Genomic DNA, 23148 nt, shown 5'->3' with positions numbered 1-23148 from the left:
AATTTAATTATTTAGTTTGATTACAATTTCAACCATAAGAAATATGAAGTTTCTAGAGAATCGTTGTTACTTATGGTACAAGCGCCATTTAGTTCATTTTAACTGAATAAATAGGTACTCAGTAATATGTCGAATTTACTACACATTTTAAAAAAAACTGAAAAAAAAGTCGAAAAATTCTTTGAATATTTTTATAAGTATGATATTATAAAAATCACTTAAACAAGACAATATATTAAATTACTTCGCAGCTAATTGTCAGAATTTTCTATTTTTTAAGGTAAAATTAGAAAATAATAAACTTTCTAAATAGAAGATTAAAAAACTAATAAAATAGGATTAGAGGAGGCTCATATGAATTTATTTCGAAAAAAATCCGTTTCAGGTAGTTCACCTAGTTCACTTAAACAAGTTCTAGGGGCGTTTGATCTTACAATGTTAGGTATCGGTGCCATCATCGGTACAGGTATATTCGTTTTAACTGGTGTAGCAGCAGCTGATTATGCAGGTCCAGCACTTGTTCTTTCATTTATTATCGCAGGTTTAGCTTGTACATTCGCCGCACTTTGTTACTCTGAATTTGCTTCTATGATTCCAGAGGCTGGTAGTGCTTACACTTATAGTTATGTTGCTTTTGGTGAAGTTATTGCTTGGATATTAGGTTGGGATATGGTACTAGAGTATGGACTTGCATCTTCAGCAGTAGCAAGTGGATGGTCTGGATATTTCCAAAGTTTATTACATGGTTTTGGAGTAAACCTTCCAACAGCTTTAACAAGTGCATTTGATCCATCTAAACATACTTTTATTGATTTACCAGCAGTAATTATTGTTTTACTTGTAACGTTCATTCTTACTAGAGGTGTTAGAGAATCTGCAAAACTTAACACGATCATGGTAATTGTAAAATTAGCAGTAGTAGCACTTTTCATCGTTGTTGGTGTTTGGTACGTTCAACCGCATAACTGGACTCCATTTATGCCAATGGGATTCCATGGGGTAACAGCTGGTGCTGCAGTAGTAGTATTTGCTTACTTTGGATTTGATGCAGTATCAACTGCAGCTGAGGAAGTTAAAAACCCTCAACGTAACTTACCAATCGGTATTATCTCAGCTTTAACAATTTGTACAATCTTATATATTGTCGTTTCATTAATTCTTACTGGTATCGTTCCGTTTGATCAATTAGGTGTTAAAGACCCTGTTGCTTTTGCACTAGCATTTATTCACCAAGATTGGGCTGCTGGTTTCATTTCACTTGGCGCAATCATCGGTATTACAACTGTATTAATCGTAATGATGTTTGGACAAACTCGTCTATTCTATGCAATCAGTAAAGACGGTTTATTACCAGGTAAATTATCAAAAGTTAACAAGAAAACTGCAGTTCCTGTAACAAGCACTTGGGTAACTGGCGGACTAGTTGCTTTATTCGCTGGCTTAATTCCATTAAACAAATTAGCTGAATTAACAAATATTGGTACGCTATTCGCTTTCTCTGCTGTTTCTCTTGGTGTTCTAGTATTAAGAAAAACTCGTCCAGACTTAAAGCGTGGATTCAAAACTCCTTGGGTACCTGTAGTACCAGTATTAGCTGTTGTATTCTGTGTATATTTAATGCTACAACTTTCATCATTTACTTGGAAAGGTTTCGTAGTTTGGTTAGTAATCGGTTTAGTAATTTATAGCACATACGGATATAAAAATTCTAAACTAAACGGTAAAAATAAGTTTGATAAGGATTCAAATCGAACTGCATAAGTAAGCAAATCCCACTATAGTAACCTATAGTGGGATTTTTTTGTTAGTTACATATTTTCCACAACAATCTAGAATAATGATAAATATCCACAACAACAAACTTTACAAAAACAGATTTACTTTATGATATGATACGACTTAGGAAATTTTATTTTCGAAGAACAGGAGCTGTTAAAATGTTCCCATTAAAAAATTATTATGAATCATTTATTAAAAAAGATCTTATTGGAGTGAAAAGAGAGATTGCATTAAAACGACTAAGTAATTTACTTGCTTGTCAAAAGATTAGTAAAGATACGAAAGAAGTTGTACATATTCGTTATTTTACTTGTACCGAAACACTTCAGCCTACTGACACTTATTTAGGTACAATTGCTGTGAAGTTTCAAAATGGTTATGTAGTTGAAACTGCAATTTCACTTCCTAAGGAAAAATAATTCATTTATTAAAACTTACGTCTAGGTATAAGCCTAATTACATTATAGACTAGTTTCATAGTTGGCAAAAAAACATACGATACATTATCCACCTCTCCTAATTGTAATTTTCAATTAGTTACATGACCCTAAGGGAGTTTCCCTTAAATATCGTATGAAGGAGGTCACATGTATGAGTACTGGACATCACGGTCACCATCTTAACGGTTTTGCTTTAATCGTTGTTCTATTTATTTTATTAATCATTGTTGGAGCAGCTTGCTGGTCTGGATATGACGGATATGGATATGGACATCACTGGTAATCTTTAAAAACTATAAAACTCCTGTTAAATTTTAACAGGAGTTTTTTTATTATATATTAAGAAGCCTGAGCTTGCTTTGAATGAATTGTATTGATATGTACTGAACTTTTTAAGACGAACAGTTTTTCTATTCCAAGGTAACGATCTAAACTTAACACGTAAACTCGATTTAAAGAAAGTAAAATTCCAAAAGCGCTTGTATATAAGGTTAAACTTATTAAGTTCATATTACCTGAAAGAATGAAATTAATATGCATAAATAGACAAAATAATACAGAAGGAAGAATGAATAAACCCATTATTAATAGAATGCCAATTAAAATTTGAACTACAGGAATCGTGTAATTAAAAAATAAGTAATGCTTCATTGCAAAATGTTGAATGAAATATTTATAAAACTCAGGGACATTTGGCTTTTCAATGGCCAAAATAAAATAGGTTTTAATAAAAGTCCCAGGTTCACTATACCAACGCTTCTCAGTAATTTTCGTAACCCCAGCAAATAACCAACCAATTCCAAATAGAATTCGCATTAAAGTAAATAAACATTGAAAAGCATTATTTTTTAGTTGCTGAATGAATAATTCCATTTAAATAAGTTCTCCAATTCTTTATAGTAAGAAATTCTAAATTCTCACTAATATCATGTGTTTTTTTAAAATTGATATTTAATTCTCAAAATTGATTATCCTCGATAAATTCCACCTCCTTTGCATTTTATTGAAAATAGTTATCATTATCAATTACCGTTTACAATCGTAGCAGTAATGATAATCATTTTCAATGGTAATATTTGTATATAAGGCCTCTTTGCTTGATTCTTCCTATTCCCTTTTACTTCATTTCTTTACCTTCAGCATTTCTCTTAAAAAACAATAAAAAAAAGACCTTCTCTCAAATTTAAGAGCGTAAGTCTTTATAATGCGGCATGCTTTTTAAGAAAAATTTTAAATGAATACCAAATCACCCCACGGTTAATAATATGTTAGGTTTCTATTTTTAATTAAGAGGAGGTTCACTATGAATAAACAACGCGCTCAAGAGATTGCTTCTTCACCTGAAATGGCAAATGTGACGTATAATGGAGTACCAATTTACATTCAACATGTTGATGAAACAAATGAAACTGCTAGAATCTATCCGCTTGGTCAACCAGATCGGGAGGAAGAAGTTTCAATCAATAGTTTGTCGGAACATTAATTCTCGAGTAAAAAAACAAACCTCTTTGTTTTGAGGTTTGTTTTTTCATTGTTAATTCCTATTACCAGCTTAAACTTTCAATTAAATTGCATTTAAGGCATTCTTGTATCGTATCTTTCTTCTGGAAATCGTGTACACAGTTTTTTTGAATTGTGCTCAGTTCAATTTTCAACTGATTCATATTTCTTTCCAAATTCTTTATTTCTTTTATGATTTCTTCTACCCTATTCATATAAGGCTCACACCCTTATTGATAGATTTCTCCGCCTTGTTTTCTAAATTCAAGTGCTTTTTCTTGCATTCCTTCTTCAATGATTGAATCATTCTGAAGTTCTTCTTGTTTTACTATATCTCGAATATCTTGAGAGATTCTCATACTACAGAATTTTGGACCACACATTGAACAAAAATGCGCTGTTTTAGCTCCTTCAGCAGGTAATGTTTCGTCGTGATATTCAATTGCTCTTTCCGGATCAAGTGAAAGATTAAACTGATCACGCCATCTAAATTCAAATCTTGCTTTTGAAAGTGCATCATCTCTTTTTTGTGCACCAGGGTGGCCTTTTGCTAAGTCAGCTGCATGCGCTGCTATTTTGTATGTAATAACACCTACTCTTACATCTTCTTTATTCGGAAGACCTAAATGCTCTTTCGGAGTTACATAACAAAGCATTGCAGTACCAAACCAACCAATCATTGCTGCACCGATCGCTGATGTAATGTGATCGTATCCAGGCGCAATATCAGTCGTTAACGGTCCTAATGTATAAAATGGCGCTTCCTGACAAATTTCTAATTGTTTATCCATATTCTCTTTAATTAAGTGCATTGGTACATGTCCCGGTCCTTCAATCATAACTTGAACATCGTGTTTCCATGCAATTTTCGTTAACTCACCTAGAGTTTCTAACTCAGCAAACTGTGCTTCGTCATTTGCATCGGCGATTGAACCTGGTCTCAGTCCATCTCCTAAAGAGAATGTTACGTCATAACGCTTCATAATTTCACAAATTTCTTCAAAATGAGTATATAAAAAATTCTCTTTATGATGAGCTAAACACCACTGAGCCAAAATAGAGCCACCACGAGATACAATTCCTGTCACTCGTTTTGCCGTTAATGGGATATAACGTAATAATACACCAGCGTGAATTGTAAAATAGTCTACCCCTTGTTCCGCTTGCTCAATTAGAGTATCTCGAAACACTTCCCAGCTTAAGTCTTCCGCAATTCCATTAACCTTTTCAAGCGCCTGATAAATCGGAACTGTCCCTACTGGTACTGGAGAATTTCGGATAATCCATTCACGTGTTGTATGAATATTCTTACCAGTTGAAAGATCCATCATCGTATCCGCACCCCAGCGAGTAGCCCATGTCATTTTTTCTACTTCTTCTTCGATTGAAGACGTAACCGCTGAATTACCTATATTGGCGTTTATTTTTACATGAAAATTACGACCGATGATCATTGGTTCACTTTCAGGGTGATTAATATTCGATGGAATGACAGCCCTTCCTTTTGCAACTTCATCGCGAACAAATTCAGCTGAAACATTCTCTCGAATCGCAATAAATTCCATTTCAGGTGTAATAATCCCTTTACGAGCATAATGCATTTGAGTAATATTTCCATTATCTTTTGCACGTAATGGTTTTCTTTTTAACCCTTTAAATACCTCAACATTATGTTGATCTGACTCTTTTCTATATCCATTATCTTCAGGCTTAATTTCACGCCCTTCATACTCTTCAACATCATTTCGTTCGATTACCCAGTTTTGTCTAATCGCCTTAAGTCCCATTCGAATATCAACTGAGCTAGCTGAATCTGTGTAAGGTCCGCTAGTGTCGTATACTCTAACTGGAGCATTTTCTTCTTCGCCAAAAGTGCCAGTTGTAGGACTTAATTGAATCTCACGCATTGGCACCTTAATGTCAGGTCTAGATCCTTCAACATACACCTTCTTACTCCCTGAAAAACTAGACATGATGGAAAAATTCATTTCATTTACAGAATTGTTCATTTGATTTCATTCCCCTTTTTAATTAGTTTAAAAAGGACGAAATCCAATCCATTTAAAGCATGAAAAAAGCCGGAATCTTATATTTAAGACCCGGCAAAATGTTAGTAAAACTACATTAACAATTATGTAATCATTAATGAGAAATTTCTAACTTCCCCACGCTGGTATGAACCAGATCAGGTCCTGAGGGTTAAGAAACTAAAATCGCGTTTCTCTCTCAGCCCAACTAATTGGACACCCCTAGTCAATCGATTAAATTGTTCCACCTAAATATAAACCCACAAATTTAAAATGTAAATGTTTTTATTTCCCTAAATTTTTACAGAAATTCCAAATTAAAAAAATTATTAGTTTTTATATTCCACTAAAAACACTTGATTTCACTATACTTCAAGCCCAATTTCTGGTAATAAATTGGACTAGTAAAAATAAATTTAGTATTGAATATTATTTTTTATATGCTATGCTAAGATTAATTTTCATACATATTCATCACTAGGGGATCCCTTGATAAGGGCTGAGAATAAAGTAGTTACTTTTAAACCCTCAAAACCTGAACAGGCTAGTACCTGCGTAGGAAAGTGGCGCATTTTATACTTTTTTCGCGTGCAATGTAACCACTTTCTTTTTTTAGGGAAGTGGTTTTTTTGTTGAAAAAATTTTGATAATGAAAGTGGCTGGGACATGGAACTTATTGCAATTACAGATGATCAGCACACAGTGGAAGTACTTGCTACAAAAATAATTCAAATAATCGATGCAGTTGATTATGTACATATTCGCGAAAAATCGAAAAAGGCAATCGAGCTAATATCACTCTTAAATCTACTAAAAATGAACAAAGTAGATATGAAAAAAATTGTTTTAAATGATCGATTAGATATAGCTATTTTCTCTAACCTAACAAATATTCACTTGCCAGGACATGGTCTTCCACTTGTTGATGTAAAAGAATATTTTCCTAATTTACGAGTAGGAAAATCAGTTCACACACTTACTGAAGCAATACAGGCAGAAAATGATCAAGCTGACTATATTATGTACGGTCATTGTTTTGAAACAGAGTGTAAAAATGGATTAACCCCTAATGGAATTGAACTAATTCCAGAAATGAAAAAAACGTTAACTATACCAATCTATGCGGTCGGAGGAATATTACCTGAACATATACAAGTTCTAAAAAGGAACGACATTGACGGTATTGCTGTAATGTCTGGTATATTTTCTGCCCGAAATCCCCTAGAAGCTGCTTTGCAATATTTTGAAAGGTGTAAATTTACTTATGAACAAGAAATTTGATGTTGTCGTAATTGGTGGTGGAATAATAGGTTGTTCCATTGCTTATTATCTAGCCAAAGAAAACATTAATGTCGCAGTTCTTGAAGGACAGCAAGTTGGGCAGAAAACAACTAAGGCAGCTGCTGGAATGCTTGGTGCCCATTCCGAGTGGGATCACTCTGAGTCATTTTTTACTTTTGCTAGAAACAGTCAATTAACTTATTTTCACCTTCAAGAAGAATTAAAGGAATTATGTGGAATTGATATTGAACTTAAAAAAGGTGGTATTTTCAAACTAGCTTATACAGATTTAGAAAAAAAACAATTAACTCCCCTACTCACTCAAACTTCGGCACGTTGGTATAACGAGGAAGAGTTAAAAGAACAAATACCTGGCATTCATCCAAACATAATTGGAGCAGCGTATATTGAAGACGATGTGAATGTATTGCCTGTTTCTGTCTGTAACGCATTTTGCAAAGGTGCTCAAATTTTAGGTGCATCTATTTTTGAATATACACATGTATTTCAGATTCAAAAAAATGATTCACATTATTTAATTAAAACAACAAATGGCAATCTTGAAGCAAAAACCATTGTAGTTGCAAGTGGAGTTTGGAGTAATCCATTGTTTGGACAGCTTGGATTACATCACGAAATTATTCCCGTTAAAGGTGAATGCATCTCGGTTAGAAGTGAAAAGGTTGCATTAAAACATACTCTTTTCCATGAACAAAAATATATTGTTCCAAGGAATGACGGTCGCCTTGTCATCGGAGCTACGATGGTCGACAACGAATGGAATGAGAAACCTAGCTTAGGGGGGATTGAGTCATTAATACAAAGCGCTAAAAAAATGCTTCCTGAAATTCAAGACATGAAAATTGATTCATTTTGGGCAGGATTACGTCCGCGAACTCTCGATTATAATCCCTTTATTGGAACTCATCCAGAAGAAGATCAAATCTTATTTGCTACTGGCCATTTTCGAAATGGAATATTGCTTGCACCTGCAACTGGAAAGTTAATTCGAGATTTGATTCTTAAGCGGAAAGTCAATCGTAATTGGATCGAAGCATTTAAAATCAATCGTTAATTTTAACTCTTTGGAGGTGTATGCATTTGGAAATAAGATTAAATGGAAAGAATATCGATATTTCGAGCAATACCTATACAATTCAGGATCTGCTTAATGAATATCAATTAGAAAACCGAATTGTTATTGTCGAGGTTAATAAAGAAATTATTTATAAGGAACAGTATTCATTAACTCATCTCTCTAACGGAGATTCTGTAGAATTAATACATTTTGTAGGTGGTGGCTAATCATGTTAAAAGTAGGAAATCATACGTTTCATTCAAGATTATTATTAGGAACAGGAAAATACCCTTCATTTGAAGTCCAGAAAGAAGCTGTTGAAGTATCGAAAGCCGAGATACTAACTTTTGCTGTTAGAAGAATGAATATTTTTGAGGAATCTCAACCAAATTTTCTTGAACAATTAGATCTAACGAAATATAAATTATTGCCAAATACAGCTGGTGCAAAAACTGCTGAAGAGGCAGTTAGAATTGCAAGATTGGCAAAAGCGTCAGGCTTATGCGATATGATCAAGGTAGAAGTAATTGGGTGTGATAAATCATTATTACCTGATCCAATCGAAACATTGAAGGCATCAGAAATGTTATTAAACGAAGGATTTATTGTATTACCTTATACTTCCGATGATGTTGTGCTTGCAAGAAGACTAGAAGAACTTGGTGTCCATGCGATTATGCCAGGTGCATCTCCAATCGGTTCCGGAAAAGGAATTATTAATCCATTAAATCTTAAATTTATCATCGAGCAATCCAATGTACCTGTTATAGTAGATGCCGGAATCGGATCTCCAAAAGATGCAGCTTTTGCAATGGAACTAGGTGCTGATGGAGTCCTTTTAAATACTGCGGTTTCTAACGCAAAAGATCCTGTAAAAATGGCAGTTGCGATGAAACTTGCTATTGAAGCGGGAAGGCTTGGTTATGAGGCAGGAAGAATTGAAGAAAAAAAATATGGTGAAGCTAGTAGCCCAATCACAGGGTTGGTGAATTCTTGACAAACCGTTATGCAAAGCAAGAATTATTTTTAGGAAGAGATCGTCAATCACACTTACAAAAAGCCAGTGCTATTATAATTGGTGTTGGTGCACTAGGCTCATCAATAGCAGAAATGCTTGTAAGAGCCGGAATTGGAAAGATAACAATTGTTGACCGTGATTACGTTGAATGGACTAATTTACAAAGGCAATCTCTTTATACGGAAGAAGATGCTAAAAATAAACTACCTAAAGTAATTGCAGCTAAAAATCGACTTCAACAAATTAATAGTGAAGTAGCGATAACTAGTTTAATAAAAGATATTACTAGTCTTAATATTGAAGAGCTGATTAAAGGTCAAACAATCATACTAGATGCAACAGATAATTTTGAAACTAGAATGGTAGTGAATGACGCAGCAATTAAGCATGGCATTCCTTTTATTTTTGGTGCGTGTGTTGGAAGCTATGGCCTGTCGTTTCCAATTATTCCAGGAAAAACTCCATGCCTTAACTGTTTATTAAATCATATACCAACTTTAAATATGACTTGCGATACAGTAGGCGTAATTAGTCCAATTGTGCAAATGATTGCTGCCTACCAAGTAACCTATGCCATGCAATATCTTACTAACTATGAAGTCTTACCAATCTTACAATCGATTGATGTTTGGAAGCATGAAAAGTCTGATATAAACATCGAAAAATTAAAAAATAAAAACTGTCAAACATGTGGTCCTATAAGAAGTTATCCATTTTTAAAAGATGATGACCATATGAAGTCATATGTCTTATGTGGAAGAGATGCAGTTCAATTAAGAGTATCATCTCCTAAAATCCCAACACTAACTAACCTTTCTGATAGATTACAAGGGATAGTAAATGATTTGATTGTAAATCCTTATTTATTGTCATGTACTTATGAAGAACATCGCATTGTTTTATTTAAAGACGGTCGAGCGATTATTCACGGTACAAAGGAACCATCTGTTGCTAAGGAACTCTATCGGAAAGTTTTAGGTTGAAAAAGAAACCCTTTCAAAGACTACTAATTTACTAGTTTTTGAAAGGGCTAATTATATAAAATCTCTATAAATTAATTAGACTCAAACTAAATACTTATCACTTAACGATGCTAGCAAGACTGATGGTTTAAATAAAACCAATAGTCGACCAGCAGATATTAAGCCGAATATTTTATAAAGCGATTAAATAAAAAAGCAGGAAGACTTTAAAAGTTTCCTGCTTTTTTCTGTTTAATTTATGGTACGTCTACTATAAATGGTACGATAAACACATTTCCATTTTGCTTAAACTGTCCCCATATTTTATATAATCCCTTTTTTGGAAAACTCGTCATGAATTCCGCAACAGGTCCGCTTGATTTTTCATTCATAGGGTGCACATGTAAATATGTATTAGTGTCGCCACTAATCGCAACTACATGACCAACTGCACCTAAATAAGGCTGTAAATCATTAATCTCTTTTTTTGTTTTAGCATCTTTGATCGTATATGTCATTTTAACTTCTTGATCTGTCGCTAATTTATCAAATTTTAATGTAATTTCTTTTCCATCGATTACTTTTGTTAATACTTTATCTGGTATTAGTGATACTGGTCCTGCTGGTTGCCCCGTTACCTTTACTAATTTGGATTTTACATTTTTATCTGAGCCCTTAGGGATAAAATCAGTAAATAACTTATACTCACCCCCATTTGGAAAGTTCGGTATTACTGTAAATAATCCTTTACCTTTATATTGTGGATGCAAATGGTCAAAAAAAGATAAATCCTTACTTACAATGATCAGGTGCATTAATTTTTCATGTTCAAGTTCAAACTGATCAACTGGTTTACCTTTTAAACTATTAACCTGTATGTTTAAATCTACTTTATTATTACTCTCTGGAGTACCATTAAATGAAAAGCTCACTTGAGTAGTATCTTTTTTTTCTTTTGTTTCATGATTCATATTTTGATGGGTTGATCCTACGTGTGTCTTACTTTCACAACCACTTAAACCTATAACAGTAAAAAAACTAAGTATCAACAATAAGTATTTCATCTAATTCTCTCCCCGATATAGTATTTTTCCCAAATAAAAAGCGAACCTATAGTTCGCCTTTTATTTGTTCGATATCACTTTTAAACGATATCGTAACCTTGATCTTCAATAGCCTCTTTCACTTTCTCAACTGTTTCAGCGTTTGAAGTATTGAAAGTTACTTCTTTATTTTCCAAACTTACGATTATATTATTTGTACCAGACACTCCTTCTACAGCTTTCATAACTGCAGCTTTGCAGTGTCCACATGTCATACCTTCTACTTTTAAAATTGTTTCCATTTTCTAAATCCTCCTAAATTTTTATGCGTTTTAATCGTAATGCATTTATGACAACCGATACAGAGCTAAATGCCATGGCAGCACCTGCAATCCAAGGCTGCAACAGCCCTAAAGCTGCAATCGGTATACCTAAACTGTTATAAAATAGCGCCCAAAATAAATTTTGGCGAATATTATTCATTGTTTTCTTACTTAAGCTAATAGCTTTCGGAATATGTGATAAGTCGCCACCTACTAGCGTAACATCCGCTGTTTCAATCGCTACATCTGCACCAGTACCAATTGCCATCCCAATATCAGCTTTCGCAAGAGCTGGTGCATCATTAATCCCATCTCCAACCATCGCAACAATTTTCCCTTGTTTTTGTAGTTCAGCTACTATATCTGCTTTTTTCTCTGGTAGAACTTCAGCAAATACATTTTCAATCCCAACTTGATCTGCAATCGCTTTTGCTGTGTGTTTATTATCACCGGTTACCATAAAAACTTGTATTTTTAGATCCTTTAATGCTTTAATCGCATTTCTTGAAGATTCTTTAATTGTATCGGCTACAGCAATAATTCCTTCTAGCTTGTCGTCAATTGCTACTAACATTCCTGTTTTCCCGGCAGATTCAAATACGATTAATTGTTCTTCAATTGGAGAAAAATCGATATTCTTTTCATTCATTAACCTTCGAGTACCGATATATACCTTTTTATTTTCAATCAAGGCTTCTACACCATGTCCAGGTATAGCAATAAACTCTGTAAGATCCGTTAGTTGCAATTCCTGTTGAAGAGCGTATTGAACAATTGCTTGTGCTAAAGGATGCTCTGACATTTTCTCTACACTTGCAACAAGCTTCAATAAATCATCCCGATGATTTAAATTAATGATATCTGTTACTTCAGGCTTTCCTTTTGTAACAGTTCCTGTTTTATCAAGAATGATTGTATTAATTTTTTGTGTAGTTTCTAAAAATTCTCCGCCTTTATATAAAATCCCATTTTCCGCACCTTTTCCACTTCCAACCATAATCGAAGTTGGTGTAGCAAGCCCTAAAGCACAAGGACATGCTATGACTAAAACAGCTATTGCTACTTCAATTGACTTAGGTAAATTTTGTGGATCGACTACAAAAAACCAAATGATAAAGGTCAATATGGCTATGCCAATTACAATTGGAACAAATATATTCGAAATTCGATCAGCTAATCTTTGAATTGGAGCTTTTGAACCTTGTGCCTCTTCAACTATTTTCACAATATTTGCTAATGCGGTATCCTTACCAACCTTTTCAGCTCGTATTGTTAAAATACCATTTCCATTAACTGTTGCTCCAACAACTTTATCATCAGTCTTTTTATCAACTGGTAAAGACTCACCTGTAATCATTGATTCATCAACTGTAGATACTCCCGAAACAATAACACCATCCACTGGAATTTTCTCACCTGGTTTAACAAGTAGTAGATCTCCAACTTTTACAGCTTCCAATGGTACATAAACTTCATTTCCATTTTCTAAAACAATTGCTTCCTTAGCTTGTAATTCCATTAGTTTTGAAATTGCTTCAGTCGTTTTCCCTTTCGCGATATGCTCAAAATATTTTCCAAGTAAGACTAATGTTATTAATACTGCACTTGTCTCAAAATAAAGATGTGGCATATACGAGCTATTATTTATTGTCTTAATCGACTCAGCTAAGCTATAAAAATAAGCTGCCGAAGTTCCGAGTACGACGAGCACATCCATATTTGCACTATAATTTCGTATTGCTTTAAAAGCTCCTACATAAAAATGCCAACCTATAATAAACTGAACAGGAGTTGCAAACAATAATTGAAACCATGGATTCATTAATAAATGAGGCATCCAAATATTTGAACTAAATGGAAGATGAGATACCATCGAATACAATAGTGGAAGTGAAAGTAAGATTGAAATCATCAATTGAATCTGTTTGTTTTTTGTTGTATCTTTTTCTTTCACTGCATTTTCTTCTTTTATAGCTGCTGCATAACCGATATGACTAATTTTATCGATTATCGATTGAAGTGAACGTACTTCAGGTAAATATGAAATCGTTGCTATATTCATAGCTAGATTAACATTGATTTGAACAACTCCATCCATTTTCCCTATTACTTTTTCAATTCGAGCTGAACAAGCAGCACATGTCATTCCTTCAATATTTAACGTAATTTTTTCAACTGCAACCTCGTAGCCAATCGAATGGATTTTTTCTATTAAATCAGAAGTTTGATATTGTCCGTTATCATAGACAATAGTAGCTTTTTCTAATGCCAGATTCACATTCGCATTCAAGCCATCCATTCGATTTAAGCTTTTTTCGATTCGGGTTGCACATGCGGCGCAGGTCATACCCTCTATACCAAGGGTTAACTGCTTTGCATTATTCATTCTAATCAACCCCCTTTACTTTACGTAACGCTTAATAACCTCCATTAATTCGTTTACGGATTCTTCGCCATTATTTTCTTTAACTGCCTTAACCATGCAATGATTCGCATGTCTTTCAATTAATGAAAAACTTACCTTTTTCATAGCAGCTTCAACTGCCATAATTTGGGTCAAAATATCTATACAATATCGGTCCTCTTCGACCATTTTTTGAATTCCTCTTACTTGGCCCTCTATTCTACGAAGACGCTTCATTAAATCATTAATTTCGTCTTCACTTCTTGGAACCATTTGGTCATCATGGCAATTTTCCATTTTTTATCACCTCTCCATTATTATATACTCATAGGGGGTATAGGTGTCAATTTTTTATTCTATTTATTTTTAGTTGTCCATATGATGATATAAAGCGAAAAGTTAGGGGGTATCATATATGTTCACCAGTTGGGTATGTATTAGCATTATGCTCTTTATCACAATCATTTCGATCCACCTCAAACCAACAAAAAATGACCAGATGCATCAAATGATGTATATGATGATGATCAGTATGACTACTGGTTTAACAATAGGTGTGCTCATTACACTTTCAAATCACCAACAATTTTTCAATTCTTTACTCATTTCGATGGGCTTATCTGCATTCATCGGATTATGTATCGGCTTTCGATTACATTTCCTTGCATTACTTGAGGGGATCTTTACTGGCATGATGGCCGGTATGATGGGGAGCATGATCGTCGTTATGATTTCAATATCAGAAGCACATGCTTTATTATTAATTTGTTTATTATTATTAACTTGTTCGGCCATATTTTGTTCTACTATGTTTTTAAGTCAGCGATTCCCAAAACTACTATCATCATTCTTTCCAGTAATTATTATTTCTAGCCTGCTGCTCATCGTAACTGTTTTTTATTCTTTCACTCATTTTGAAACTACTGTTTTTTCAAACTATGATCAAAATCCACATAAATTTTTAAAAAGCTGATTTATTCAACTTTAGTGCTATTATTAAGTAGAAAATAATTAACATAGAGGAAAGCAAAAAAAAGAACAGACATGAAGATTTCTTTTTCAAGTCTGTTCTTTTTTCACATCTTAAGATACAAAAAATATTATTTATTTACTAGTTTCTAAACTCTCGACAAATGGCCATGATGGAAGCTTTTTACTAATTGGTTTATCTTCACGATAACCTAAAGTATATTCAGCTTCCGTAATTGTGTGAATTTCTCTTGTGGCCTCGTATATATCAGGTGCTTTTGCATTTCTTAGAAATCTTTCTACCGAATACTCATTCGAATATTCGTATGCTCTGTGTATTTGAATCGCATCATTCGCTGCTTCAATCGCAGCATCACATGCAAACCATTTTGCAATCGATGTTTCATGGGTATTTTGTTCCCCTTCATTTTTTAACGAACCTGCTCGATAGACTATTTGACGAGAGATTTCTAGATTTGCAGACATCTTGGCAATCATTTGCTGTACTAATTGAGGTTTTCCTATTTCTTTCCCAAATGTTTTAAGTTCATGACAATATTTAATACTTTCTTCTAAGCAAGCATTAATTAATCCACAAGCACCAGCTGCTACAGTAAAACTGCCATGATCTAAAGCAGACATTGCAATTTTTAAGCCTTCACCCTCTTCGCCTAATAAATTTTCAGCCGGTACATGAACTTCTTCTAGAAACACTTCTCCAGTATTCCCTGCTCGAATACCTAAATTTCCTTTGATTGCTTTTGTCGTTAATCCCGGGAACGTTCGTTCAACTATGAAACAGCTAATGCCATGATGGTTCTTATCATTATCCGTTTTTGCAAAAATTAAGAAATGATCGGCTACATCACAAAGCGAAATCCATGTCTTATAGCCATTTAAAACATATTTATTTCCTTCTCGTCTCGCTGTTGTTTGTAATGCAGCAACATCCGATCCAGTATTTGGTTCTGTTAAACCAAATGCACCGATCTTTTGACCACGCGCTTGTGGTACTAGATACTTTTCTTTTTGAGATTCATTGCCCCACTGTAATATAGTCATACTGTTCAAGCCAGTATGAACTGATAAGGCTGTCCTGAATGCAGTATCACCTCGTTCTAACTCGTCACAAACAATCGCTAGTGTATTGTAATCCATTCCGACACCGCCATATTTCTCCGGAATACCAACTCCCATTAACTCTAAATTAGATAATCGTTTCAAGATTCCTCTTTCAAAATGCCCTTTTTCATCCCATTCTTGAATAGAAGGAATAATTTCGCGATCAACAAATTTACGTACCATTTTTCTTACTGATTCTTGCTCTTCCGTTAGTGAAAAATTCATCATTTCAAATTCCTTCTTTACAAATTGTTTTTTACTTTTTATATACCGTCTTACAAGGTACTCTTATTGATCAATAGAATGAGGTTTTCAATTTCAATAAATGCTTTTCAGCTTTTGAATTTTATATAATACGCACACTGTTTGCGCTCTCTTTTTGATTTATGTTTTTTTAATTTTCAAATGGATCATACATTTTTTCTCGGATGAACAATGCTGGAATAAGTGCAGATATGATATAAGCAATTCCTAATGTAGCTAAGCCGAATCCGATTGACTGAGATTCTGCAATGATGCCAATAACATAAGGTGCGATTGCTGACCCAACTCTACCAATATTATAGGAACCTCCAACCGCTGTACCGCGAATAGAAGTAGGGAAACTTTCGCTCATATATGTTGCATTAACTGCATAAGGCATTCCATAGAAAAACCCTAATATTGTAAGTAAAACAATAATATTAGTCGGTGAATGATAAAGATAAACGACTGGTAAAACAATTGCTGTAGACACTCCTCCAATGATAAACATTGTGCGGCGTCCAAAACGGTCTGCCAGCCAACCTGTAATGATTTTTCCTAAAATTGCTGCTAAATAAGTTCCAACAATGTATCCTGTCATCTTTTTAAAATCAAAACCTAAATCAGTTACTATATATGTAGGAAGCCAAGTACCTACTCCGTAATAGGCAAATTGCAAGAAGGTTGCAGTAATAACCCATAATATAAAAATTGATCTTGTTTTTGAATCTTTAAAGATTGCCAGCAATTCATTTTTCTTTGATTCTTGAAATTTTTGTATTTTATCTGTCCATCCTTTAGGCTCTGGAATCCTAAATCCAATGTAAACGGCCAATACGACAGGTATAATCGCAATAAAGTAAAGTGGTCTCCATCCGTATTGAGGTAAAATTGAGCCTGCTAATAATGCTGACACTAAATATCCAACTGAATAAGCCGCTTGTAAGGATCCTAGAATTGTCGTTCTCTTTTTTGTAGGTACGTATTCTGCCATCAACATCGTACATATTGTATATTCTGCTCCTATTCCGATGGCAGAAATAAATCGAATAATAATAAATTGTTCGTAGGTTTGAGCAAACCCTAGTAACGCTGTTCCGACAGAGAATAGAACCATCATCCAAGCTACCATTCGTACTCGGCCTAAACGATCAGATAGCCATCCCCCAGTAATTCCACCAATTGCCATACCTACTAAAGACCATGTAGCAATTAGTCCCGCATCCACTGCTCCAACATTGAACTCTTTCATCAAACTTGGCATCGTTATTGAAAGCATTTGTAAGTCCATACCATCAACCAAGAGACTTAAAAAACAAGTAACAAAGACTACAGTCCATGTTCGCTTAGATGTATTCTTCTCCATCATTAACACCACTTCTTTACCTATTCTTACACCTTCTATTTTCGATTTCTTTCACATGGGAATGGAATTAATTTTTCACTAAAAAAATAACTCGATAACTCGTTTTAAAATTCTGATAATGTATTAAAGTCGGACGTTGATTTCCATATTGTAAAGGAAGTTTTCCCGTATCTAGGAAACCTATTCCAATATTAAGCAATATCTGTTATTTCATTTCCTACTATACTAACTTTACTAATTAATTCATAATATCGGAATTAAGATTCCTTTATTATGAATATAAAGATAATTTTCTTAAGGGTCAATTGATTTTTACTGGAAATTGCTTCTTATTTTTGGTAATTAAAATCGATCAATTCTACTATCGCCTTACCTCTGTATGGCCAATTATATTAGTATGATATAATGTATTTATTAACTAAATCGGAATGGAATTGGCTTGGGGGAACATATTTATGAATTCAAAGATTTCGTCAACAGTTCAACGCGCAATAAAAATTATTAACTATTTAAATGAAACATACGGGCCACAAGGAATAAAAGATATCAGCGAAAACCTTAATATTTCACCTCCAATCACTCATAGACTACTTACAACTTTAAAGTTGGAGGGAATGGTTTATCAGGATATCAATTCTAAAAAATATTCACTCGGTACGGTATTTATTGATTATGCAAATAAAGTAATTTCTGATGTGCCTATTATTTCTTTAATTGATCCACATTTAATGAAGTTACGGGACGAAACTGGGGAAACTGTAGGCTTATATATGTTAACGGGAATGGATCGGATATGTGTTGTAGAACACGAAAGTAAACAGGAAATAAGCAGAAGAGCGGGAATTGGGAATAAAATACCACTTCAACTAGGTTCAAGTGGACGAGTAATTTTAGCATTTCTAAGTGAAGATATAAAAGCTCAAATATTAAGTTTCCTATCCGAGGAAGAAAGAAACATACTTCAAGCGAAATTAGAAACAATCATAAAAACTGGTTACTCAACTAATGAAGAAGAACTTACAGAGAATGTAGCTGCATTATCTGCTCCTGTATTCGGTGCGAAAGGTAAAGTTATTGGTGCCATAGCCATTTCAGGCCCTCTTTTTCGCTGGAATAAAAAATCAATGGAACAACATATACCGTTATTGTTGAAAACTAGTGAAATTATTTCTAAATCGTTATATTAAAATAAGTTTTCACCTAACTACCAAAATAGTGTATTAAAAAGAAACCTTGTCGACTGACGGCCTTTTAGGCGAAGTCAAAATCGTGGCATTTATACTTTATTACTAAAATTGAATTAAAAGGAACCCCTTATTCGCAGAGTAAGGGGTTCCTTTTCTTTATATTAAGATTATTTATTAACCGAAACTTTATAATTAACAATTTCATCAAAATACTTTAAATGAATTCGTTCCTTATTAATTTCATCATTAAAATATCGTTCATAAATCAATACTTTTGCAATATACTCTTTTCGAACATGCTCTTTTGTATCTTCAAGAGCAGTAACCGCTTCTACTAAATCTGCCATTTTATTTGCTATTTTCTTTGCATAATATGTTTGTTTATTAGTATCTAAAGTAAATAGATACTGAACATTTTCATGTAATTCATCCAGCTTTTTCTTTATTATTTCACCTTCATTTACTAGTGGTTGAGGTATATCTAATAATTTTTCTTCAATGAATAATTTAAAGGCTTTGTAACCATTCATTTTGTTAAACAGTCTCAAAATCTCTAAACCTAAAATATTAGCTGTTCCTTCCCATACTGTAAGTACTTGAGCATCTCTTAAAAGTCGAGGTGTAACAAAATCTTCTATATATCCATTTCCGCCATGCATTTCAATCGCCTCGTGAGAAAAATGAATTGCTTCTTCTGCTGTACGCATTTTTAAAATAGCAATTAAAAGTCGTACTAATGTTTGTTCTTCAGTTGTTCCATTTTCTTTCCCGATTACTCGATCATATAAAGCAACTAAATTAAATACTGCATTAGTTTGTACTTCTTGAATCGATGCAAGTTTTGCTACTGTCTCTTGGACCATTGGATAATTTGTTAGTAAATGTCCAAATGCCATTCTATTTTCTGCATATTTCTTCGCTTCTACATAAGCTCTTCTCATAATTCCAACAGAAGCTACAGCATTACATATTCTAGATAAATTCAAAGCTTCCATCATATAGTTAATTCCTCTAGAAGGATCTCCGATTAGAAATGCTTTCGATCCATTAAACTCAACTTCTCCTGATGGAACAGCTCTTACACCTAGCTTATCTTTTAATCGCCTAATTGTGAATCCGTTATTTGTACCATCATCATTCTTCCAAGGAATTAAAAATAAACTTAACCCCTTACTTCCAGAAGGAGCTCCCTCAATTCTTGCTAAAATCGTTGTAATACCACACTGACCTGCATTGCTAGCAAAATATTTTTCTCCGTAAATACGATAGTAATCTCCTTCCTTAACTGCTTTCACTACATTGGCTCCAACATCTGAGCCACCCTGTCTTTCGGTTAAAAATGTCGCTCCTTCATATAATTCTGTTTCCCCAGTCGATAATAAATGAGGCAGATATTTTGCTTTTAATGCTTCATCTGCATATCTCTCAACTAAAAATGTAGCAGCCATAGATAATGTTACAGGACAATAAAAACCAGCTTCAGTCTGCGATAATAAATAACCTTGGGCATAGGAATAAATATAATTCCCCTTAGTACCAAGCTCTGGTATTAGCTTATGGATATAGCTAACAATCCCTCTATTATAAGTATCTTTTACAGTTTGTTTGTAACCTTCATTTACCCAAACATGTGAAATATCATTACCATCTGCATCATATTTGATTAAACGGGGTTGGCCTTCTCTGTCAGTGTGGATTGCACGTTGATCGATTTCATTCGCACAAATTTCTCCGTATTCTTCTAGTTCTCTATTAGCCCATGTAAAAAAATCTTCATTAAAATATTTTCTTAAAATCATCTGTAGATTAAGATCTTCTTTATAAAAATTCATTTAGCCTTCCACATCCTTTTTCGGAAGTATTTCATTCGATTTCTAATAAATTTTGCTCAAGATTACTCTTCATCCTCATAATTTCTTCTTTTAATTGGATTAAATCATTTATTTTTTTATCTAACTCTCTAATCTTTTGGTTCCCATATTCAATTGTTTTTTGTAATTGTTTTTCACCTGTTCGATCAATCATAAATAAATCAATCATTTCTTTTATTTCCTGTAATTGAAAGCCTAAATTTTTACCTCTTTGAATTAAATAAAGACGTGTACAATCTTTTTGGGAGTACCTTCTTCTACCACTTTCAGTATAGGTAGGCATTAATAATCCGATTTCTTCATAATATCTAAGGGTTCTATGAGTCGTATTAAATTCATTCGTCATCTCTCGAATTGAATAAAACTTCAAAAATTCCCTCCTCCTTTTAGCTATAGATTCATTATAAATCTTACGTAAACGTAAGTTTCAAGATAGATTCCTTCGACAAAAAATTCGAGGATAAGAGACTTTTTAAAGTATTTATTCTCAATACCTCCTACTTTTCCTGCCTTTTTTTGGTATAACGTTTTAAAGTTCTGCAAAACATAACTTTATCTGTAGCCTAAGGTTTAATAAATTGAATTAGTTCCATCATGGTGAACTAGAAGGAGATTACAATGAGGAAAACAATTGCAGATTTACTGATCGATTCATTGATTCAAGCAGGGGTTACTAGAATTTATGGTATTGTTGGTGATTCTTTAAATGCTGTTTTGGATTCAATTAAAAGCTCAAAAAGAATTGAATGGATCGGCGTTCGACATGAGGAAGTTGCAGCTTTTGCTGCAGGTTCAGATGCTCTAATGAGTGGAAGTATCGCAGTTTGTGCAGGAAGCAGTGGTCCAGGTAACCTTCACCTAATTAATGGATTATACGATTGTCATCGAAGCCGTATTCCTGTACTTGCGATTGCGGCTCAAATTCCAAGCATCGAAATTGGAAGTGAGTATTTTCAACAAACTCGTCCCGAGCAATTATTTAAAGAATGCAGTCACTTCTGTGAAACGGTGTATAGAGCAGAACAAATGCCTCGTCTAGCAACAATTGCTATGCAACATGCAATCGCAAGAAAAGGTGTATCTGTACTTGTTTTACCTGGTGACATTGCTGCTTTAGAAGATCAACAAACTGTTCCAGAACAAGTTATTCACGTAACTAATCCACTGATTAGTCCATCCAAACCTGAATTAGAAAAACTAGCCGGATTTCTTAACGATGGTAAGAAAGTTACATTACTTTGTGGAGCAGGCTGTGAAGGTGCTCATTCTCATTTAATGCTTCTTTGCGAAAAGTTAAAATCTCCAATGGTTATTGCACTTAGGGGAAAAGAATTCTTAGAATACGATAACCCATACAATGCAGGGTTAACCGGATTAATTGGCTACTCATCAGGTTATCACGCGATCATGGATTGCGATGTCTTATTGATGCTAGGAACAGATTTTCCTTATCGACAATTTTATCCGGACGATGCAGTTATTTTGCAAGTAGATGTTCGAGCTGAGCATCTAGGTCGACGAGCTGCACTGTCTTATGGACTTTGTGGTGATGTAAAAGAGACAATTAGTCAATTACTACCTCTCTTAACAGATGTAAAAGATTCAAGCCATCTAGAAAAGTATGTTTCAGCATACAAAAATGTACGTGAAGATTTAGATAAATTTGCTGTCGGAAAACCAGGCCGAACACCGATCCACCCTCAGTATTTAACAAAGATTGTAAGTGATCTTGCAAGTGAAGATGCTATATTTACATGTGATGTCGGTACGCCAACATTATGGTCTGCACGCTATTTACAAATGAATGGAAAAAGAAGATTACTTGGGTCATTTAATCATGGAACTATGGCTAATGCCATGCCTCAAGCAATTGGTGCTCAAGTTTCCCAACCTGGACGTCAAGTAGTTGCATTATGCGGAGATGGTGGATTATCAATGTTATTGGGTGACTTATTAACAATCCATCAACATAAATTACCTGTAAAAATAGTTGTATTTAACAATAGCGCGCTAAGTTTCGTAGAATTAGAAATGAAAGCTGCTGGTTACCTAGAAACTGGTACTACTTTAGAAAACCCTAATTTTGCATCATTAGCTCAAGCGATGGGGATTGAAGGAATTCGTGTAGAAGATCCCGCAGATTTAGAATCTGCTGTACAACGTGCGTTTGAACACAATGGACCGGCATTAATCGATGTTTTAGTAAACCGTCAAGAACTAGCAATGCCTCCTAAAGTAAGTATTGAGCAAGCACATGGATTTACACTTTGGACATTAAAAGCTGTATTAAATGGCCATGCAAGTGATGTAATTGATCTTGCTAAAACGAATCTTTTAGATCGATTCCATCTATAAAAATGAACCCGTTCGAATTGAACGGGTTCTTTTGCTTATTATAAAATTGGCAAATCAAAAATTTATTACTCATAACTGCTTCATGAGTCACTATAATAGCTCTATTATCAAATTTACTTACTCATAACACCTTCATGACTCACTATAATAGCTCTATTTTTAAATTTACTTACTCATAAC

The 23148-nt window shown here is 34.0% G+C and carries 22 protein-coding genes and 2 riboswitches; of the genes, 12 read left to right on the top strand and 10 right to left on the bottom strand.

The features are described from left to right. The first annotated feature begins 354 nt into the window (after nt 1-354). The 3 genes from bcaP (at nt 355) to COE53_RS08285 (ending at nt 2502) form a co-directional block, all read left to right on the top strand. Nucleotides 355-1761, top strand: a complete 1407-nt coding sequence (gene bcaP, locus COE53_RS08295) for a branched-chain amino acid transporter BcaP (RefSeq protein ID WP_069033241.1) — start codon at nt 355-357, stop codon at nt 1759-1761. Nucleotides 1762-1937: 176 nt separating this feature from the next. Next, a complete protein-coding gene (locus COE53_RS08290) occupies nt 1938-2198 on the top strand; it encodes a hypothetical protein (protein WP_056467548.1) in 261 nt (86 codons plus the stop codon). 172 nt (nt 2199-2370) lie between these two features. Then, a complete protein-coding gene (locus COE53_RS08285; RefSeq protein WP_088014171.1) occupies nt 2371-2502 on the top strand; it encodes a YjcZ family sporulation protein in 132 nt (43 codons plus the stop codon). A gap of 56 nt (nt 2503-2558) precedes the next feature. On the opposite strand, the gene COE53_RS08280 is transcribed toward COE53_RS08285, so the two are convergent. Continuing rightward, a complete protein-coding gene (locus COE53_RS08280) occupies nt 2559-3092 on the bottom strand; it encodes a DoxX family membrane protein (protein WP_069033240.1) in 534 nt (177 codons plus the stop codon). A 430-nt stretch (nt 3093-3522) separates the two neighbouring features. Here COE53_RS08280 and COE53_RS08275 point away from each other — a divergent pair, with 430 nt between their 5' ends. Then, the gene (locus COE53_RS08275) at nt 3523-3702 is read left to right on the top strand and encodes a small acid-soluble spore protein H (RefSeq protein ID WP_056467551.1); all 180 of its coding nucleotides are present in this window, start codon (nt 3523-3525) and stop codon (nt 3700-3702) included. A 247-nt stretch (nt 3703-3949) separates the two neighbouring features. On the opposite strand, the gene thiC is transcribed toward COE53_RS08275, so the two are convergent. After that, entirely contained in the window at nt 3950-5728 is a 1779-nt protein-coding gene (gene thiC, locus COE53_RS08270) for a phosphomethylpyrimidine synthase ThiC (protein ID WP_091023866.1), read from the bottom strand. A gap of 136 nt (nt 5729-5864) precedes the next feature. Continuing rightward, nucleotides 5865-5980: riboswitch (TPP riboswitch) on the bottom strand. 235 nt (nt 5981-6215) lie between these two features. Further along, a riboswitch (TPP riboswitch) is annotated at nt 6216-6325 on the top strand. 87 nt (nt 6326-6412) lie between these two features. Between thiC and COE53_RS08265 the strand changes: the two genes are divergently transcribed. From COE53_RS08265 to COE53_RS08245, 5 genes are read left to right on the top strand one after another with little or no spacing between them, the layout of a single operon-like run. Beyond that, entirely contained in the window at nt 6413-7027 is a 615-nt protein-coding gene (locus tag COE53_RS08265; RefSeq protein ID WP_069033238.1) for a thiamine phosphate synthase, read from the top strand. Continuing rightward, the gene (thiO, locus tag COE53_RS08260) at nt 7011-8102 is read left to right on the top strand and encodes a glycine oxidase ThiO (RefSeq protein WP_069033237.1); all 1092 of its coding nucleotides are present in this window, start codon (nt 7011-7013) and stop codon (nt 8100-8102) included. Before COE53_RS08265 ends, thiO begins: the two co-directional genes overlap by 17 nt. 26 nt (nt 8103-8128) lie before the next feature. Then, entirely contained in the window at nt 8129-8332 is a 204-nt protein-coding gene (gene thiS, locus COE53_RS08255) for a sulfur carrier protein ThiS (RefSeq protein WP_069033236.1), read from the top strand. A 2-nt stretch (nt 8333-8334) separates the two neighbouring features. Then, nucleotides 8335-9102 carry a thiazole synthase gene (locus COE53_RS08250; RefSeq protein WP_069033235.1) on the top strand — a complete coding sequence of 256 codons (768 nt, stop codon included), beginning with the start codon at nt 8335-8337 and terminating at the stop codon, nt 9100-9102. Further along, entirely contained in the window at nt 9099-10106 is a 1008-nt protein-coding gene (locus tag COE53_RS08245; protein WP_069033234.1) for a ThiF family adenylyltransferase, read from the top strand. The genes COE53_RS08250 and COE53_RS08245 overlap by 4 nt, the downstream gene beginning before the upstream one ends. Nucleotides 10107-10342: 236 nt before the next feature. Here the strand turns inward: COE53_RS08245 and COE53_RS08240 are convergent, their stop codons facing one another. From COE53_RS08240 to COE53_RS08225, 4 genes are all read right to left on the bottom strand, one after another. Continuing rightward, nucleotides 10343-11149, bottom strand: a complete 807-nt coding sequence (locus COE53_RS08240) for a hypothetical protein (protein ID WP_069033233.1) — start codon at nt 11147-11149, stop codon at nt 10343-10345. 80 nt (nt 11150-11229) lie between these two features. Further along, complete coding sequence (locus COE53_RS08235) at nt 11230-11430, bottom strand: cation transporter (protein WP_069033232.1); 201 nt, start codon at nt 11428-11430, stop codon at nt 11230-11232. 13 nt (nt 11431-11443) lie between these two features. Beyond that, on the bottom strand, nt 11444-13837 hold the full coding sequence (locus COE53_RS08230) for a heavy metal translocating P-type ATPase (RefSeq protein ID WP_069033231.1): 2394 nt from the start codon (nt 13835-13837) through the stop codon (nt 11444-11446). Between the two features lie 15 nt (nt 13838-13852). Beyond that, nucleotides 13853-14152, bottom strand: coding sequence for a metal-sensing transcriptional repressor (locus COE53_RS08225; protein ID WP_025671826.1), 300 nt, complete (start codon nt 14150-14152; stop codon nt 13853-13855). Between the two features lie 118 nt (nt 14153-14270). Between COE53_RS08225 and COE53_RS08220 the strand changes: the two genes are divergently transcribed. After that, nucleotides 14271-14828, top strand: coding sequence for a hypothetical protein (locus COE53_RS08220; RefSeq protein ID WP_069033230.1), 558 nt, complete (start codon nt 14271-14273; stop codon nt 14826-14828). A gap of 131 nt (nt 14829-14959) precedes the next feature. Here COE53_RS08220 and COE53_RS08215 read toward each other — a convergent pair whose 3' ends face one another. Together COE53_RS08215 and COE53_RS08210 are read right to left on the bottom strand one after the other, a co-directional pair. Next, a complete protein-coding gene (locus COE53_RS08215) occupies nt 14960-16171 on the bottom strand; it encodes an acyl-CoA dehydrogenase family protein (protein ID WP_069033249.1) in 1212 nt (403 codons plus the stop codon). 169 nt (nt 16172-16340) lie between these two features. Continuing rightward, entirely contained in the window at nt 16341-17555 is a 1215-nt protein-coding gene (locus tag COE53_RS08210; protein WP_098947742.1) for an MFS transporter, read from the bottom strand. A gap of 455 nt (nt 17556-18010) precedes the next feature. Here COE53_RS08210 and COE53_RS08205 point away from each other — a divergent pair, with 455 nt between their 5' ends. After that, nucleotides 18011-18742 (top strand): IclR family transcriptional regulator, encoded by a 732-nt coding sequence (locus tag COE53_RS08205; RefSeq protein ID WP_286162548.1) that lies wholly within the window; start codon nt 18011-18013, stop codon nt 18740-18742. Nucleotides 18743-18909: 167 nt separating this feature from the next. Here the strand turns inward: COE53_RS08205 and COE53_RS08200 are convergent, their stop codons facing one another. Then, a complete protein-coding gene (locus COE53_RS08200; RefSeq protein WP_098947738.1) occupies nt 18910-20574 on the bottom strand; it encodes an acyl-CoA dehydrogenase family protein in 1665 nt (554 codons plus the stop codon). Nucleotides 20575-20605: 31 nt separating this feature from the next. Next, nucleotides 20606-20983, bottom strand: coding sequence for a MerR family transcriptional regulator (locus COE53_RS08195; RefSeq protein ID WP_098947736.1), 378 nt, complete (start codon nt 20981-20983; stop codon nt 20606-20608). Between the two features lie 248 nt (nt 20984-21231). On the opposite strand from COE53_RS08195, the gene poxB reads away from it, so the two are divergent. Then, nucleotides 21232-22968: a ubiquinone-dependent pyruvate dehydrogenase gene (gene poxB, locus COE53_RS08190; RefSeq protein ID WP_098947734.1), complete on the top strand. Its 1737-nt coding sequence runs from the start codon at nt 21232-21234 to the stop codon at nt 22966-22968. Nucleotides 22969-23148 lie beyond the last annotated feature (180 nt).

This window comes from Bacillus sp. AFS029533 (genome assembly GCF_002585125.1).
Taxonomy (GTDB): domain Bacteria; phylum Bacillota; class Bacilli; order Bacillales; family Bacillaceae_G; genus Gottfriedia; species Gottfriedia luciferensis_B.
Note: the sequence above shows the minus strand (reverse complement) of the source record. Positions and strands in the feature narration are given on the sequence as shown.